Annotated in this window: 12 protein-coding genes, 2 tRNA genes and 1 pseudogene; 6 read left to right on the plus strand and 9 right to left on the minus strand. The window is 70.2% G+C overall.

From position 1 onward, the window contains the following. The first annotated feature begins 349 nt into the window (after nt 1-349). A complete protein-coding gene (locus ACFHW1_RS21610; RefSeq protein ID WP_416616000.1) occupies nt 350-1,561 on the plus strand; it encodes a site-specific integrase in 1,212 nt (403 codons plus the stop codon). A gap of 225 nt (nt 1,562-1,786) precedes the next feature. Here the strand turns inward: ACFHW1_RS21610 and ACFHW1_RS21615 are convergent, their stop codons facing one another. Beyond that, nucleotides 1,787-2,743, minus strand: coding sequence for a hypothetical protein (locus ACFHW1_RS21615; protein ID WP_416616001.1), 957 nt, complete (start codon nt 2,741-2,743; stop codon nt 1,787-1,789). Between the two features lie 643 nt (nt 2,744-3,386). Here ACFHW1_RS21615 and ACFHW1_RS21620 point away from each other — a divergent pair. Continuing rightward, on the plus strand, nt 3,387-4,565 hold the full coding sequence (locus tag ACFHW1_RS21620; RefSeq protein WP_416616002.1) for a tyrosine-type recombinase/integrase: 1,179 nt from the start codon (nt 3,387-3,389) through the stop codon (nt 4,563-4,565). 118 nt (nt 4,566-4,683) lie between these two features. Here ACFHW1_RS21620 and ACFHW1_RS21625 read toward each other — a convergent pair. From ACFHW1_RS21625 to ACFHW1_RS21635, 3 genes are all read right to left on the minus strand, one after another. Next, nucleotides 4,684-4,756 (minus strand) — tRNA-Arg (locus tag ACFHW1_RS21625). A 35-nt stretch (nt 4,757-4,791) separates the two neighbouring features. Continuing rightward, nucleotides 4,792-4,882: transfer RNA gene (locus ACFHW1_RS21630), tRNA-Ser, on the minus strand. Nucleotides 4,883-4,967: 85 nt separating this feature from the next. Continuing rightward, nucleotides 4,968-6,266 carry a multidrug effflux MFS transporter gene (locus tag ACFHW1_RS21635; RefSeq protein WP_282232675.1) on the minus strand — a complete coding sequence of 433 codons (1,299 nt, stop codon included), beginning with the start codon at nt 6,264-6,266 and terminating at the stop codon, nt 4,968-4,970. A 599-nt stretch (nt 6,267-6,865) separates the two neighbouring features. Here ACFHW1_RS21635 and ACFHW1_RS21640 point away from each other — a divergent pair. Further along, nucleotides 6,866-7,537 (plus strand): S1 family peptidase, encoded by a 672-nt coding sequence (locus ACFHW1_RS21640; protein WP_416616004.1) that lies wholly within the window; start codon nt 6,866-6,868, stop codon nt 7,535-7,537. A gap of 198 nt (nt 7,538-7,735) precedes the next feature. On the opposite strand, the pseudogene ACFHW1_RS21645 reads toward ACFHW1_RS21640, so the two are convergent. Further along, nucleotides 7,736-8,365, minus strand: a pseudogene (locus ACFHW1_RS21645) (adenylate/guanylate cyclase domain-containing protein); the annotation flags it as partial. Nucleotides 8,366-8,528: 163 nt separating this feature from the next. Between ACFHW1_RS21645 and ACFHW1_RS21650 the strand changes: the two are divergent. Further along, nucleotides 8,529-11,624, plus strand: coding sequence for a helix-turn-helix transcriptional regulator (locus ACFHW1_RS21650; protein WP_416616005.1), 3,096 nt, complete (start codon nt 8,529-8,531; stop codon nt 11,622-11,624). Nucleotides 11,625-11,862: 238 nt separating this feature from the next. After that, a complete protein-coding gene (locus ACFHW1_RS21655; protein ID WP_416556579.1) occupies nt 11,863-12,627 on the plus strand; it encodes a DUF5995 family protein in 765 nt (254 codons plus the stop codon). A 62-nt stretch (nt 12,628-12,689) separates the two neighbouring features. Here ACFHW1_RS21655 and ACFHW1_RS21660 read toward each other — a convergent pair whose 3' ends face one another. Further along, nucleotides 12,690-13,115, minus strand: a complete 426-nt coding sequence (locus ACFHW1_RS21660) for a winged helix-turn-helix transcriptional regulator (RefSeq protein WP_416556580.1) — start codon at nt 13,113-13,115, stop codon at nt 12,690-12,692. A gap of 135 nt (nt 13,116-13,250) precedes the next feature. On the opposite strand from ACFHW1_RS21660, the gene ACFHW1_RS21665 reads away from it, so the two are divergent. After that, nucleotides 13,251-14,147: an SDR family oxidoreductase gene (locus ACFHW1_RS21665; protein WP_416556581.1), complete on the plus strand. Its 897-nt coding sequence runs from the start codon at nt 13,251-13,253 to the stop codon at nt 14,145-14,147. Here the strand turns inward: ACFHW1_RS21665 and ACFHW1_RS21670 are convergent. The 3 genes from ACFHW1_RS21670 to ACFHW1_RS21680 are packed head-to-tail and all read right to left on the minus strand — an operon-like array spanning nt 14,136 to nt 16,654. Then, a complete protein-coding gene (locus ACFHW1_RS21670; protein WP_416616006.1) occupies nt 14,136-15,002 on the minus strand; it encodes a DNA adenine methylase in 867 nt (288 codons plus the stop codon). The two genes, ACFHW1_RS21665 and ACFHW1_RS21670, sit on opposite strands and share 12 nt — an antisense overlap. Beyond that, on the minus strand, nt 14,950-15,432 hold the full coding sequence (locus ACFHW1_RS21675; RefSeq protein WP_416556583.1) for an NUDIX domain-containing protein: 483 nt from the start codon (nt 15,430-15,432) through the stop codon (nt 14,950-14,952). The genes ACFHW1_RS21670 and ACFHW1_RS21675 overlap by 53 nt, the downstream gene beginning before the upstream one ends. Next, nucleotides 15,425-16,654: a nucleotide disphospho-sugar-binding domain-containing protein gene (locus tag ACFHW1_RS21680; protein ID WP_416616007.1), complete on the minus strand. Its 1,230-nt coding sequence runs from the start codon at nt 16,652-16,654 to the stop codon at nt 15,425-15,427. Before ACFHW1_RS21680 ends, ACFHW1_RS21675 begins: the two co-directional genes overlap by 8 nt. Between the last annotated feature and the right edge of the window lie 65 nt (nt 16,655-16,719).

Consider the following 16,719-nt stretch of genomic DNA (forward strand, 5'->3'; position numbering starts at 1 on the left):
CCGCCCGGACCAGCACCCGCACGGCGCGTCACGAGGCAAACGTTCCCTGACACGGCACTAGCAAGGCCTGCGAGCCCGACCAGATGTTGCACGACGCATAGTTAATTACCGGAGTATTTCGTCATATTCCTTCAATATTTCCCACATCGGATGTTCGGTGGGTGCCGCGGCGGCAGGGTGTGCCTACAAGCAGTCGGAGGGGAGACGGAGAATGAAGAGTCGGGGTGTGGTCGTGAAGCGGTGTGGTTGCCTGAGTTCGGCGACCGGGCGTCCTCTGGGTAGGGCGTGTTCGAGGCTGTCGGAGCGCGAGCACGGGAGTTGGTATTTCCAGTGTTCGACGAGGGACCTGTTGGGGCGGGTCGAGCGCGTCCGGCGGGGTGGTTTCCCGTCCGAGGAGGCGGCCCGTCAGGCGCGTGATGGCCTGCTGGCGCTGTCGCGGGAGAAACAGGCCGGCCGGTCGTGGACGGTCGCCCGGTGGATGCGGTACTGGTTGTCGGCCCGGAAACGGATCCGGCCCACGACGAAGATGCACTACACGCGCGATGTCGAGAACTTCCTGATTCCCCACATCGGGCATCTGGTGCTCGGTGACCTGAATTCGCGGCAGCTCAACGCCGCGTTCGCGCGGATCGCCGTTACCCGTAACCGGGTCGGTCAGCCGCAGACGGCGTGCACGTTGCAGCACATCCACAGCACCCTGCGGGTGGCCCTGAACGCCGCGGTCCGCCACGGGCTGATCGTGGACAACCCGGCCTGCCGGGTGGAACTGCCCGCCAGAGAGCGGCCGCAGGCCCTGGTGTGGACCGAGGCCAGGGTCGCCGAATGGCGGGTCAGCGGCACGCGCCCCGCAGTGGCGGTGTGGACGGCTGCGCAGCTCGCCGATTTCCTGGACTACGTCCGCGACGACACCCTGTACGCGCTGTGGTGGCTGATCGCCCTACGTGGGCTGCGCCGTGGCGAGGCGGCAGGGCTGCGGTGGGTCGACGTCGACCTGCACGAGGGGCAGTTGTCGGTGGTCCGGCAGCGGACCACGGCCGGGTACGACGTGTACGAGGGCCCACCCAAGTCCGCGGCCAGCCGCCGCACCGTCGCTCTCGACACGCATAGCGTGCAGGTGTTGAGGCGCCACCACGCCCGGCAGGGGGAACGGCACGCCAGCCGTGTCGGCGCGGGCAAGGTGTACCACCTGAGCGGCTACGTGTTCACCGGCGCCGACGGGCTGCCGCTGCACCCCGGTTACCTCACCCAGCGTCTGCGGTTCCTGGTCGGCAGGGCAGGGCTTCCACCGATCCGGCTGCACGACCTGCGGCACGGCGCCGCCACGCTCGCGCACGCTGCGGGTGCGGATTTGAAGACCGTCCAGGACCAGCTCGGGCACGCGAACATCCGCCTCACCGCCGACGTTTACACCACGGTCCTGCCGACGACGGCGCGGGAAGCGGCCGAGGCCACGGCCTCATTTCTCCTCGCGGCTGGCAGGCCGGGCGCGCAGGTCAGGCAGCAGATGGATCGCGGCCGCGTCCCCGAGCCTCCGGTCACGAAACCTGGGCCATGCCTGTAGCCGTGCAGCGGGCCTGTAGGCCTCTGACGGCCAGGCAGTGGATGACGAATCGTGGTGTCGCGTCCACCGGGGAGTCAAAGATCGAGCGGCGATTCGGGTAGCTGCAGTGATCCGGTGACGGAGCCGGGGCTGTTGCCGATCCCGGTGGACAGTGCGGGGTGCGTCAGGGGCCCGGGCAGATTCGGGTGCAGGGCGGGCTGGGCTGGTGTCCTGCACCCGGATCTGCTACCCGGTTTGGGTGGTCGTCAGGATCGGACGCGGGTGTTGAGCTGCCGTGCGGATCGCGGGCAGGTGGTTGGTCAGGGTCCGGGCGTATGCGGCCAGGATCTCCGTTGACCGTTCGACGTGGTCCCACAGAGCCTCTTCCTCCGCGACCACCTCCGGCTCGGCGATCCGGACCGCGGCGGCGAGTGCGTCGTCGACGGCCCTGGTCGCTTCCCGGATGGCCTCGACAACGGTCGGCGGCACACCGGCGGTGGTGAACGCTGCGGCGAGTCTGTCCGCAGGCGGCAGCGCCGGCATCTGGTAGGCGACCCACGTGTCACCCCACATGCGCGGCAGGCGGGCACCCGGCGAGGTTTCATCAGCGGCGATCAGCTCTCCCGACGGGGAGCGTTGCGCCATCGGTCCCGCCCAGGCGGCGAACTCGCCAGCGTCCAAGGAGATGTCGGTGGCTTCCGGATTCATGGGCGGGACGGTGAACAGCGCGACGAGCTCGGCCAACGCACTGTCCTTGTCGGACCATCCCGGCAGGTGGCGAAGCTCCTCCTCAATGAGATAGGCGCTGGGATCGGCACCGGCAGCGCGCACAGGGTTGACCGGTTGACCCGCCGCGGCGGACAACGCGGCATGGGTTGCCAGGTCCGCCCACCACGCGACGATCTCCCGACTCGACTGTCGTAGGAGGCGGGCGCGGTGGACGGCGTGGTCCAAGCGCACCGAGGACAGCGCCCGCCGCGGGTTCGGGCAACTTCGATAGCCGGCCGGCGTCCCGGTCTGGATAAGCCAGCGCTCGTTGTCGTCGTTGCGTTCATCGACTTCACGCTGGGCCACGGCCCATTCCTCGATGAGACGGTCGGCCACCGCGGCAAGGTCCGCCAGGACGGCCTCGACGGCCTCGGCGGTCATCCCCGAGAGCGCCGGCGACGCCGCATGGTCAGGAAGCTCGCTGGTCTGCCTCACTGGCGCTCTCCTCCGGCAGGTGATGGGGCGAGGCGGTCACGTCCGCCGCGAGTCGCCGTTGATGGAGGCTACGCACCGCCCCACACCGCACCCACTACGACACGCCAACAGACCATCGCCTGCGGTAACCGCGTCCCCGGCGCGCGATACACACGATCCCGACGTGCGCGAGTCCCGGGGTGCGCCGTCAGGAACACCACAACCGGGATTGGGGATTGGTGATCATCGAATGATGGCGTGGTTCACCAACCAATCGAATCATAACTCTCCGTGTTCTCGTTTGTCTCGCCGACACCAGCGGCCTCTCGGGGTGACTCCTGTCGGGAACAGGCGTTGCCACGACGGCGTTGGCCACCCGAGTACCCACATTCCCGCAGGTCCAGTGGATGCCAGATAGGCGGGAATCTCAACGGAACGGGGAGCCATGAAATCCAGAGGCCGCATCTTCAAGCGTTGCGCATGCTCCGACCGCGTGACAGGAGGTAACCGAGGCGGTCATTGTTCCCGGCTGAACGATCGCGGTCACGGTAGTTGGTATTTCCACTGCTCCACCACCAACATTCTCGGCCGTCCGCAACGGGTTCGCCGGGGCGGGTTCCCGTCGCAGGCCGCGGCCCGTCGCGCCCGTGACGAACTGCTGGCGATGTCATCGGAGCGCCGTACCGCGCAGAGCTGGACAGTGGCGCGGTGGCTTGAGCACTGGCTCCAGACCCGGACACGGCTGCGCCCGACCACCAAGCTGCTCTACACCCGCGACATCGAACGGTTCCTCATCCCGCACGTCGGACGGACGCTCCTGTCGGAGCTGACCTCAAGCCAGCTCAACGCGGCGTTCCGTGCCATCGCGCGGCAACGCAACAAGTACGACCGGCCCCACTCGGCATCGACACTGAGACACGTCCGTGCCACGCTCCGCGCCGCCCTCAACGCGGCGATCCGGGAAGACCTGCTCACCGACAACCCCGCACGTCGCGTCGAACTGCCCAACCCGGCCCAGACCCGAGCGCACATCTGGACCGACGAAAACGTCGCGGCCTGGCAGGAAACCGGCATCCGGCCGGCGGTCTCGGTCTGGACGGCACCCCAACTCGCCGCGTTCCTCGACTTCACCGCCAACGATCCGCTCCACGCCCTCTGGCGCCTGATCGGCCTGCGCGGGCTCCGCAGGGGCGAGGTCGCCGGCCTGCGTTGGTCCGACACCAACCTCGACGCCAACGAGCTGACCATCCACCAGCAGCGAACGTCCGCCAGACACCACGTCTACGAGGGGCCACCCAAGAGCGCGTCAGGACAGTGGGTCGTCGCCCTCGACGAGGCCACCGCCACCGCCCTGGCCCACCACCGCCAGCAACAACAGCAACAGGCCGCCCGACGGATCGAAGCCCGGCAGACCTACCGCGACACCGGCTACGTCTTCACCCGACCCGACGGCCAGCCCTACCACCCCGGCTACTTCACCCAACGGTTCCCAACTCTGGTCCAGAAATCCACCCTGCCACCCATCCGGCTACACGACCTGCGGCACGGCGCCGCGTCCCTCGCCCACAACTCCGGCGCGGATCTCAAAACCATCCAAGCCCAGCTCGGCCACTCGCGGATCGACACCACCGCAGACGTGTACACCAGCGTGCTACCAGCAGCCCAACATCAGGCCGCCGTGGTCACCGCTGAACTCGTCCGCAATGCAGCCCGGGAACGCCGCGCCGCTATCAGGCGCGCCGCCCGCAAGGCCGCCAGGACGGCGAAAAAACCAGGAGGCCCAACGGAGCCGGACCAGCCGGAGGACCGTCGAACACCAGGTCAAGGCCATGATGATCACTGAGTAACTACAGAGAGTGATGGCGCAGATGTGACACAGGTGTGGCAACGAACGTCCACACTCCATCAACAATGACGGGATCTGATCTGCGTTTCGGCAGGTCAGACCCCTGTTGATCTTGCGCGCCCGAAGGGACTCGAACCCCTAACCTTCTGATCCGTAGTCAGATGCTCTATCCGTTGAGCTACGGGCGCAGGTGCCTGGCAAGCATACACGCCTCGCCGAAGCGCGGAGACTCCGGGATTCGAACCCGGGAGGGGCTTTAAGACCCCAACCGCATTAGCAGTGCGGCGCCATAGACCAGACTAGGCGAAGTCTCCCCGGCGGCCGCTCCAGACCACCGCCGGTCGAGGATACAGGGCACGCCGCGCCCGGGGCAAAGCACCTCCCCGGCCGCAGCCAACGTCAGTGCGGCGCGACCGATGTCGGCGCCGTCCGGTCGGGAACGGGCAGACGGCCTGGACGTACGACGACCAGGAGCACGATCAGCGCGGCCAGCACGCCTCCGGTGATCACCGTCGCCATCGCGATGCTGCCGGTGCCGAGTAGCCCGACGACCGGCGCGGCGAGTGCGCCGACACCGAACTGCACCGCCCCGAGCATCGCGGATGCGGTTCCGGCAGCTTCCCCGTGGCCGGCCAGGGCCAGCGCGGGAGCGTTCGGTAGCGCGAACCCGGCTGCGGCGAGAACGGCCCACAGCGGGATCAGGACGCCTGGTAGCCCGCCGACGTTCGTTGCCGCGAAGCCGAGCAGGATCAGCCCGCAGACCAGCCCGGCGATCAGTGAGGTCCGCAGGATCTGCTGCGGTGAGTAGCGGCGGAGCAGCCGTACGTTGAGCTGGGTGGCAGTGATCATGCCGACCGCCCCGGCCCCGAACGCGATACCGAACTGTTGCTCGTCGAGCCCGTACTGGTCCTGCAGGACGAACGACGAGCCCGCGACGTACGCGAACAGCGAGGCCATCGAGAAGCCGGCGACGAGCACCAGGCCGACGAAGATCCGGTCCCGGAACAGGCCTCCGTACACCCGGAGGGTGTCCAGCACCCGGGCCGGACGGCGGCGGTGCGGCGGCAGCGTCTCGGGCAGCCCAAGGGCGGTCACCGCGATCAGGGCGAGACCCAACACAGCGAGCGCGGCGAACACGCCCCGCCAGTGCGTCCAGCTGAGCAGCGCGCTGCCGAGGGTCGGCGCGAGGACCGGCGCGACGCCCATGACCAGTAGCAGTCGGGACAGTACGCGGGCGAAGGCGATCCCGCTGAACATGTCCCGGACGACCGCCATCGCGATCACCGCCGCCGCGGCGGCTCCGAAGCCCTGGACGATCCGCAGCGTGCCGAGCACCGCAATGTTCGGCGCAACGGCGCACAGGACCGAGGCGAGCACGTGCAGACCGGTGCCGACCAGCAGCGGCCGGCGTCGACCCCACACGTCCGACAGCGGCCCGATGATCAACTGGCCGATGGCCAGCCCGGCGAGTGTGCCGGTCAGCGTCAACTGGACGCCGGCCGCGGTGGTCTGCAGATCATCACTGATTGCCGGAAGTGCCGGCAGGTACATGTCGATGGTCAACGGGCCGACCGCGATGAGTGTGCCGAGCACCAGGATCAGCCGGATCCGCTGCCATGGGCTGAGCGACTCACCGGGAGTCGGCTCCACGACGGGGACTGGCGCGGACCCGCCGGGCCGTTGGGCGAGCGCTGTCATGATTCCTCTTCCGCGGAGGCGCGTCGTCTGCGCACGGTAGGCGCGGGTCGTCGCGACCCGTCTGGTGGGCCAGTGCTGCCGCTGTGCAGGCGCGCAGCCAATCTCACAAGCTGGCCGTCGCGCTTGCCATTCCCGTTACGGCGAACGGTGTGGCGTGTCACAGCGGCGCGAACAAGGCACTCGGTGGCCCGGATGTCGGCTACTGCACGTGTGGAGGGCCGCCGTCGGCGGTGCCCGCGGCGGGAACAGGCCCACCGGCCCACCCAGGTCCACCGGCCACCCAGGCCAACGCTGGGTGGCGGGCGTCCACCCGATCATCGTACTGACTATGACAGACGACAATGCATATTGTGTACGTCATATCTTCGTGCGGCAGGTCGCTCCGTAGGGCGCTATCAGAAATAATCGGTCCGGAGTCTTGTCGTGGGAACCGTCGAAGCCTAATCTCTGGCATCACCGATGCGCGACTCGCGTCGCCGGTGCGGCGCCTGCCCGGCGTCGCCGGACAGCAGGTGTCCATCGACGGAACCCCGTCGTGGAACACCGGCCCGACCGGCCCGGAATCCCCCGGGGCAACCCCTTCGGTTAAGGAGCCAGCCTTGCGTATCCGACTCACCCTGGCCATTGCCGCGACCGCGCTGGTCGGCGCGTTCGTGGCCCCGTCCGCCGCGGCTGCGGCACCGCAACAGATCATTGGCGGCGGCACGGTCTCCTCGGCACCGTGGGCGGCCGCCGTCTTCCAGAACGGCTCGTTCGCCTGTTCCGGCTCGATCATCGCCTCACGGTGGGTGCTGACCGCGCGGCACTGTCTCGGCGGGTCGATGTCGGTGCGAGTGGGCAGCGTCTACCGCTCCTCGGGCGGCGCGACCAGCACGGTCAGCGCCAGCTACGGCCGGTACGACCTTGGCCTGCTCTACCTGAGCTCGGCAATTTCCACCAGCTACGTCATGTTGGCGTCCAGCAACCCGCCGGTCGGCTCGACGAACACCATCTACGGCTGGGGCCGGACCTGCAGCAACTGTGACGCCTCGGCGCAGCTGAAGGTCGCCTCGGTGCGTACCACGACGAACGGCGCGTCCGACGCGTACGGCGGCCCGGCGATCCGCAGCACCGGGGTGAACGGCGTGGCCTGGCGGGGCGACTCCGGCGGTCCGCAGTTCTACAACGGGCAGCAGGTGGGTGTCTGCTCGACCGGCAACGGGTCGACGTACCAGAACTACGCCTCGGTGGCGTCCAGCCGGAGCTGGATCCGCTCGGTGACCGGGGTCTGAGGCTGTGACGACCGCGGCGGCCAACAACGGCCGTTCGGTACGCGGGCGGTCGGTAGGCGTCCCGCGTACCACCTGATCCGCCGGTTCGGTGGCCGCTGCTCGCAGCGGCCACCGAACCGGCGCCGGCTGCCATACCTGTACCGGCTCGCTCCGGCCGGCGATCGACATCGGTGGTTGCTGGTGGAACCTGAGCCTCGTGCCGGCGGCGCGGTAGGTTTCCGCGGTCACGGCGACATGGCCTGGGGCGGCATGCGCCTGCAGCCGAGCGGCTACGTTGATCAAGTCGCCGGTGAGGAATCCGACTCCGCCGTCGACTGCACCCGCAGTGTCGATGGCCGCCGATCCGGTGGCCACTCCGACCCGGATCCGTACCCGCGCGCTGTCGGGAAAGTCGGTACGGCGGACCGCGGCGGCGAGTTCGAGAGCGGCCCGCACCGCCGGGTACGCGCCGCCATCGCCATGGTCATCGTCGTTGCCGGCGATGCCGAAGACCGCCATCACCGCGTCTCCGATGTACTTCTCCACCACTCCGTCCCACCGTCGAATCACCGTCCGCACCGCGTGGAAGTAGCGCAGCTGCACGTCGCGAACCTCCTCTGGGGTGAGCCGATCGGACAGGGCGGTGAAGCCGACCATGTCGACGAAAAGCACGCTGACCGTGCGACGGCGGGTCCGGGCGGCTGGAACGGACCAGCCAGACGGCGGTTTCCGTCGCGCTCCGCAGTTGGGACAGTAACGGTGGGTCGACCTTACGGGGGTACGGCAGATCGGGCCGGCTGCGTGGGTCGGGCCGGTGGGGCGGCGGTAGTTGCGGCGGAGCGTCCTCATGATCGCCTCCTGCGCGGTGATGGTGCTTTAGTCCGCTCCCGGGTGGACCTGATCCGGTCCGTGTGGACCGGCGTACGGGACGGATGGCTGAAACGGTCGCAGCCCAGCGCAGCCCTAGGATCTGTAGAACGACGTATGTCAGATACTCCCACCCTTTATGTCGGTGATCGGATTGACACAGTCACGCGATGGCAGGTCGCTGGCCCCCAGCTCCGACGAGGTTCCCTTCGTCGGGCGGCAGGCTCAGCTGCAGGTGTTGCACGAGTCGCTACGTAGGGTCGAGCGGGGGAGCACGGCCGCGGTCTTCGTCATGGGCGAGAGCGGCATCGGTAAGTCGCGGCTGCTGAGCGCGGCCAGCGACCGGCTCCGTGCTGCCGGTGCGCTGGTGCTGTCCGGGGCATGTCTGGACATTGGGGACTCATCACCACTGCACCCACTTCGGCAGGCTCTGCGGCGTTATCAGCCGGCGGCCGGCCGGGCCGGCGTTCTGTCCGGCGCTGCGGCCCGCGAGTTGATCTCGGTGCTGGACGGCGAGGCTCGGCACCCCGACGGAGCTGGTGACCTGCTGGAACGGCTAACCCGTGGGCTCGGCGCGGTCGCCGCCGGACGGACCCTGGTGCTGGTCATGGACGATCTGCAGTGGGCCGACCTGACCACCCGGCATTTGCTGCTGTACCTCCTCGCCGGGCTGGGGGACGTCCGGCTGCTGCTGCTCGGCGCCGCACGGACCGAGACGCTGCGGGGCGACGACCCGATCCGCCGCATGCTGCTGGAGTTACGCCGGTCCCGGTCGCGTTCCGGCGCGGTCGACGTGTTGGAACTGGAGCCGCTGGACCGGACGGAGACCGCCCAACTCGTCGCGGAGCTGCTCGGCGGCGACCCGGAGCCGGACCTGGCCGAGTCGGTGTGGCGGCGCAGCGGTGGGGTGCCGTTCCTCGCCGAGGAGCTGGCCCGGGACGCCCGGGACGGCCGGGACGGCCTGTCGGAGACCCTGCGCGAGATCGCCCTGGCCCACGTCGACGCCCTGCCGGCCGACGCCCAGCTCGTGTCACATGCGGTCGCCGCCGGCGTCGAGCCGGTCGCCCACGACCTGCTGGACCGGGTCGCCCAGCTCGGCGAGGACCGGCTGCTGCAGGCGGTACGCGAGGCGGTCGGCCAGCGGGTGCTGTTGTCCGAGCCGGACGGATACCGGTTCCGCTACCCGCTGATCCGGGAGGTCCTGGAGCCGCGGCTGCTGCCGGGGGAGCGGGTCCGGTGGCACCGGCGGTACGCCGAGGCGCTCGTCGCCGGCCCCACCGGTGACCTGCGGCATGCCCGGTTGGCGTACCACTGGCGGGAGGCGGGCGAGACCACCCGGGCGTTGCCGGCCGTGGTCGCCGCCGCCGAGGAAGCGGAGCGCCTGTACGGTTTCGCCGAGGCGTTCGAGCACTGGGCCAGCGCGGTCGACCTGGCCAACCAGGTCCCGCCTGCCTGGCTGGTCGAGTTCGACGCGACCATGCTGGGCCGACGCGCGGCGGAGGCGGCACACCGCAGCGGCGAGCACGAGCGCGCGCTGGCGTTGCTGGAGCAGTTGGCCACCAACCTGTTCGGTCCGCCGCCGTCCTGGCTGTACACCCTGCGGGCGCGGTACCTGACGGCGGTCGGTCAGCTGGCCGAGGCGGAGCGCGAGTACGACCGGACGCTGGCTGCGGCCGACGCCGACGCTGGCGAGCGGGTCGCCGCCGCCGCACACTCCGCCGATCTGCTGCTGCAACTCTGCCGGTACGCCGACGCCGGCCGGCGGGCCCAGGAGGCACTTGACCTGGCTGCCGGGGCGCCCGACTGCGCCTCGGCGATGGTGCTGGCCGGGGTGACCCTCGGCTATAGCCAGGCATACCTCAACGACCCGGCGGCGGGCAAGGAAGCGGTCCGGCAGGCGCGGCGTACCGCCGAACTGACCGGCGGCCCGGCGGACGTCGCCGTCGCCGACCTGCAGCTCGCCGAGCTGCTCAGTGGACACCTCAACGAGTTGGAGGAGGGAGTCGCGGTCGCCCGCCACGGCGCGGAACGGGCCGAGCGGGTCGGGCTGGCCCGCACCTACGGCACCCGGTTGCTCTCCGCCGCCGCCAACGGGCTGTTCCGGCTCGGCCGGTGGAGCGAGGCCGAGGAGGTGATCACGGCCGCGCTGCGGCATCGGCCGTCCGGGGCGGACGCGGTCGAGCTGCTGCTGGCCCGTTGTCGGATTCATGTGGGTTTCGGCCATCTTGATGGTGCGGAGTCCGACCTGGAGGCGATCGAGACCCTGCTGGCCGCTGGCGGTGGGATGCGGCACATGCTGCCGTTGCTGACGTTGCGCGCCGGGCTGGCCATGTGGCGTGGCCGGCATGCTGAGGCGCGGGAGGCGGTACAGCAGGGCATCGACCTGGCCGAGCGGCACTCGGGTGACGTCTGGTTGCAGGCGCCGCTGGTCTGGCACGGGCTGCGGGCCGAGGCGGAGGCCCGGTCCAGCGGGGCACCGACCGACCCGCAGGCGGTGCAGCGTCTGGTCAAGGTTGTCGGCCGGATGGAGCGCAGCAGCAACACGGAGACTGCGGCACCGGTACGCGACGCGGTGATCGGCTACCGGGAGCTCTGCGCCGCGGAGATCAGCCGGATCGACGGCCGGTCGGACCCGGTGTTCTGGTCGCGGGCCGCCGAGGTCTGGGAGCGGCGGTGCCATCCGTACCCGGCGGCGTACGCCCGGTTGCGCCAGGCCGAGGCGCTGTACGCGATCCGTACCCGTAACGCGGACGCGACCCGGGCGCTGCAGGCGGCGTACCGGACCGCCCGACGGCTCGGTGCCCGTCCGTTCACCGAGGAGATCAAGGCCCTGGCCGCCCGTGCCCGGGTGGCGTTGGGCGCGGGTGAGCCGGAGCCGATGCCCGAGATGGACAGCCAGGAACGGGTCACCCTGCGGGCCGGTCTGACCAGCCCGCCGACGGTCGGCGAACGGGTGGCTCGGGCGTTGGTCAACGACCGCGTGAAGCGGACCTCGATGGTCGAGCGGGCCGGTCAGGTGCTCGCCCCGGGCGGTCCGGACGAGCTCGCGGCGCTCACCGACCGGGAGCGTCAGGTGCTGGAGCTGGTCGCGGAGGGACGGACCAACCGGGCGACGGCCGAGGTGCTGTTCATCAGCGAACGTACGGTCGGTGTGCACGTGTCGAACATCCTCAACAAGCTGCAGGTGAGGACGCGAGTGGAGGCGACTCGGGTGTTCATGCGTAACCAGCCGCGTGCCTGACACCCGACTGTGAACCTGCCAGTCCGGTGCGTGGCGGCCGCCGACCGGTCGGTCCACCCCGGCCGGTTGACGTCTCGGCCGGAAAACCGCACACCGGGGCAGCGGATCGGCCAGTGAGACACCCGTCGTTGCGCCGATACCTGCGGGTTGGCAGCGGCTGCCACTGTAGGGACCGACCATTTCGGTGACGACCGCCCGCCGCCCGGGGCGAGGGAGCACTGCAGACTGGAGGTGTCCGATGTCAGAACTCCGCTGGGGTCACGTGCACGACCAGGTCATGGAGGTCCTCGACCACCGGCCGATCGACGTCGCCGGCGTGGTCGAGGATCTGGCGGCGCTGCAGAAGCTGCTCGAGTCAGCCACGCCGAGTGACAGCGACAATCCGGTGGCCGACTTCAACCATCTCTACTGGGTGATCACCAGCACCATCGACGAGCGACTGCAGGCCGGTGAGTTCGCCGACCCTGCCTTCCTCACCTTGCTGGACATCGAGTTCGCGGAGCGGTACTTCGCGGCGCTGCGCTGCTGGGGCAACCGGGGCGACACCCCGGCGGCCTGGGAGGTGCTGTTCAGCCGGCTGCGCGACGAGAGCGTACGGTCGTTGCCGTCGGCCGCCGCCGGGGTGAACGCGCACATCAACTACGACCTACCGTTCGCCCTGCTGAGCACCTGGGCCAAGCTCGGGTCGAGCCCGGACAACGACGAGCAGCACCGCGACTACCTCTACATCAATGAGATCTTCTTCGACCGGATCCCGCAGCTGCGGCGCAGCTACCTGAGTAGCTGGCAGATTTGCCTCGACCGGCTCAACGGGCAGGTCGACGACTGGTACCAGAACCGGTTGGTGGAGTTCACCCGGGACATCGCCTGGCGGGACGCGGCCCGGATGTGGCCGATGCGGGACAACCCGACGATGCTGGAGAGCGAGCGGTTGCGGATGGACCGGCACACCGCCTTCCTGGGCTGGGCGTTGCTCTCGCCGGTGGGCAGCCTGCTGCAGTGACGCCCGGCCGGGTGCCTGCCGGTCCGCTGCCGGTGGTGTCCGCTGTGGCCGGGCACCCGTGGTCAGGCGGTCCGGTCGAAGCTGTCCCGGGCCGCGAGCACCGTCGGCATCTCGCGTTCGACCAGCTCGATCAGGTCGACCAGCTTGCCGGCGACGGCGCGGCCGAGCGGGGTGAGGCTGTACTCGACGCGGGGCGGGATGGTGGCCTGGACGTCCCGGACGACCATCCCGTCGCGCTCCAGCGCTTGCAGGGTCTGAGCCAGCATCTTCTCGCTGATGCCGTCGACCCGGCGGCGCAGCGCGTTGAACCGGTAGTTGCCGGCGAACAGGGCGGCCATCGCTAGCGTGCCCCATTTGCCGGTTATGTGGTCTAGGGTGGCTCGTGACGGGCAGCTGCGGGCGAAGACGTCGGTCACCAGGGCGGCCGTCGGGTCGTCGGTCGGCGGGCTGGATTCGCTGTGCGGTGCGGGCGCGGACCGGCTGGCCATGTTCCCAGGGTATCTCCCAGCGATGCGTCGAATGGGCCACAGCACTTCCTGAACTGCTTGCGCTTCCGAAAAGTTAGTGCAGGCTGGTGGGTGAGGGCGATCGTGGGGCCGCCCCGCAGGGACCTAGGAGCTGACATGATCACTGTCACCGGTGCCGCCGGCCAGCTGGGCCGGTTGGTCGTCGATGAGTTGCTGGACAGCGGACTGCCACCGGCGCAGATCGTCGCCGTCGCACGGAACCCGCAAAAGGCCGGCGACCTCGCCGCGCGCGGCGTACAGGTCCGGCACGGTGACTACGACCAGCCGCTGACCCTCGGGCCGGCCCTGGTCGGGACCCGCAAACTGCTGCTGATCAGCGGCAGCGAGGTCGGCCGGCGAATCGACCAGCACCGCAACGCCGTGGCGGCGGCGAAGGCGGCCGGAGTCGACCTGATCGCGTACACCAGCATCCTCAACGCGGACACCAGCAGCGTCCCGTTGGCCGCCGAACACCTCGCCACCGAACAGATGATCCGAAACAGCGGCCTGCCGTTCGTGCTGCTGCGCAACGGTTGGTACCTGGAGAACTACACCGGTTCGGTGCTGCCGCAGGCGCTCGCCACCGGCAGCGTGCTGGGCGCTGCCGGCTCGGGTCGGGTCGCCGCCGCGACCCGGGCCGACTTCGCCGCCGCCGCCGTCGCAGTGTTGACCGCGCCAGCAACAGCCGGCAGCGCTGACACCGCCGGAACGGCCGGCACCGTCTACGAGCTCGGTGGTGATGAACCCTTCACCCTGGCCGAGCTGGCCGCCGAGATCAGCCGGCACAGCGGACGGGAGGTCGGCTACCAGGATCTTCCGGCCGACGTGTACGCCAGGGCGCTGACCGACGCCGGCGTGCCGGAAGCGTTCGCCAGCATGCTGGCCGCCTCCGACGTCGGCATCTCCCGGGGCGATCTGACCACCGACAGCGGCGACCTCGCCCGACTGATCGGCCGGCCCACCACGTCGCTCGGCGGCGCTCTCCGGGCCGCCCTGGCCAGCCTACCGGGCTGATTCGCCGTTCGGCAGTTGGTAGTTGGTGACCAGCAGATCCCAGCTGCCCCGCTTCGCCGACTGCAGGTTGATGTCCCGGCGGGTCGCCATCCGGGCGATCAGGAAATCCGCGCCGAACAGCTCCCGTACGAACGGCGTGTCGCTGTTGGTCAGGGTCAGTCGGACACCGCGCCGGCTGGCCCGTACCATCGCGTCCCGCAGCCGCACGTGATCGGCCGGCCCGAACTGCGCCGAGGTGTACCGCCGGAAGTCCGCCCACCCGCCGAGCGGTACGTACGGCGGGTCCAGGTAGACCCAGTCGCCGGCGGTGGCCTCGTCGAGTTGCTCGGCGAAGTCGGCCACCCGCAGCTCGGCACCGGCCAGCGCCTGCGCGGCGTCCAGCAGCACCCGCCGGTTGTAGTACGGCCGGTTGTAGGCGCCGTACGGCGCGTTGAACTCGCCCCGTCGGTTGACCCGCCACAGCCCACGGAACGCCGTCTTGTTCAGATAGATCACCCGGACCGCGCGTTCCAGATCGGAACAGTTTGTCGGCGAGCGACGGCGGACCGCCGCGAAGTGCTCCGGCGTGTTCGGTTGCTCGTCCAGCAGCCGCATCACCGCTTCGGGGTCGCGGGCTACCTCCCGGAAACAGATGATCAACTCCGGGTTGGCGTCACTGAGCACCGCCCGCCGCGGCGCCAGCTCGAAGAAGACCGCTCCGCTGCCGAGGAACGGCTCCCGGTAGCTGCCGGTGAACGGTGGCGCGGCGGCGACGAGGGCGGCGGCGTACCGAGTCTTCCCGCCCGCCCACTTGAGGAACGATCTACCGTCCGCCCTGGTGGTGGAGCGCGCGGACCTGGCGCCGGCCCGGATCATGGAGCGGATCATACGGGGCGGTGACCCGCCAGGCGTAGTGCGGCGAGGCGAGGAACTCGGCGAGCAGGCTCGCCGAGCCGGGAGCGAACGGCCGGCCGTCGCTGATCTGGTCCGGCCGTAGGAACTCCATCGCGGCACCCTCGCCGAGCCGGACGTCGCACTGCCGGGCACGGGTGGAGCCGAAGTAGTAGTGCGCCGTACGCTGTGGGTTCAGCTGCCGGCGGCAGAACAACCGCAACCCGTGCTCGGGCCGTAACCCGGTCTCCTCGGCGAGTTCGCGCAGCGCCGCCTGCTCCGGTGTCTCCCCGGGCTCGCAGTGCCCGCCCGGCACGCACCAGGCGTGCGGATGGCTCGGCGCGTTGCCGTCCCGTAGCTGCAGCAGGACGGAACCCGCCGAATCGACCAGTAGCACTGCGGCGACGTCACCCATCGGTCCAGTGTGCGGCCGAGCCGCCGGTAGCGGGGGCGAGCGCCGAAAGCTGGTCGGCGTGGCGGTCGATTCCACCCGGATGTGCGAGTCGGGTGGCGATCTCGGCCGGTGCCGGCAGTCTCGACATCAACTCGGCCGCGTCCGCCACCCCGCTGGCCGGACCGCCCTCGGCCAGCAGTTCGGCGAGCAACTGCGGGGTCACCTCCTCGGGTGCGCAGCCCAGGCCGAGCCGGTGCCGTCGGACCAGGTCGGCGTTGCTGAACTGGTCGGCGCCGTGCGGCAGGACCAGTTGCCGTACCCCGGAACAGATCGCGCCCATCATCGTCCCGGAGCCGCCGTGGTGCACCACGGCGGAGCAGCCAGCGAGCACCTGGTGCAGCGGCAGCCAGCCGGCGGGCCGGACGTTGCCGGGCAGCGGCCCGAGCGCGGTCACGTCGGCGTCTGTGCCGAGGGCCAGCACGAAGTCCGCGGCGGTCTGCCCGGCGGCGTCGATGGTGTGGCGCAGACCGGTCAACCCGGCCAGCGCCGGCACCACGGTGCCGAGGGTGATCAGCACCCGGGGGCGCGTGGCGGGCAGGCGCAGCCAGTCCGGCAGCGCACCGCCGGCGTTGTAGGGCACGTACCGCATCGACCATCCGTCGCCGTCGCCGATCATCAGCTCGGGCGGTGCCAGGTGCAGGACCACCCGGTCGGGCAGTTCCAGCGGTACGCCGTTGCGCTCGTGCGCCGCCGCCAGGTACGGCAGGAACCGGGCGGCCAGCGCCTCTTCGCGGAACAGGTTGAATCCGTGCTCGACGGCGGGCACCCGCAGCGCGCGGGCGGCCATCAGTCCGGCCGGATGCAGCCGGGAGTGCACCACCAGGTCCGGCCGCCACCAGCGGGCCAGCGTCAGCGTGCCGTCCGCCATCAGGTCGGAGACCCGCCCGAAGGTCTCCAGCAGCAACGGGTCGGTACGGCTGCCGGCGGCGGCGATCCGCTGGCCCCGCTCGCGCATCCGGGCGGCCAGTTCGGCCGTCGTGCCGGTGCCGGTGCCGAACACGGCGGCGATCGGGGCGCCGGGAGCGACGTCCACCGCCGGCAGACCGGCCCGGGCCGCGCCGGCCAGTCCTTCTGCCGCTGTGCCGACCAGTACGTCGTGGCCGGCCGCCCGCAACGCCCAGGCCAGCGGCACGGTGGGGAAGAGATGCCCGACTCCGGGCGGGCTGGTGAACAGGACACGCACCGGGGAACCTTCCGGTTGACACTCGAGTCGACAATGGATAATTTATCGTGATTGATCCGGTTTCG

The organism is Micromonospora sp. LOL_014 (assembly GCF_048060245.1).
Classification (GTDB): domain Bacteria; phylum Actinomycetota; class Actinomycetes; order Mycobacteriales; family Micromonosporaceae; genus Micromonospora_E.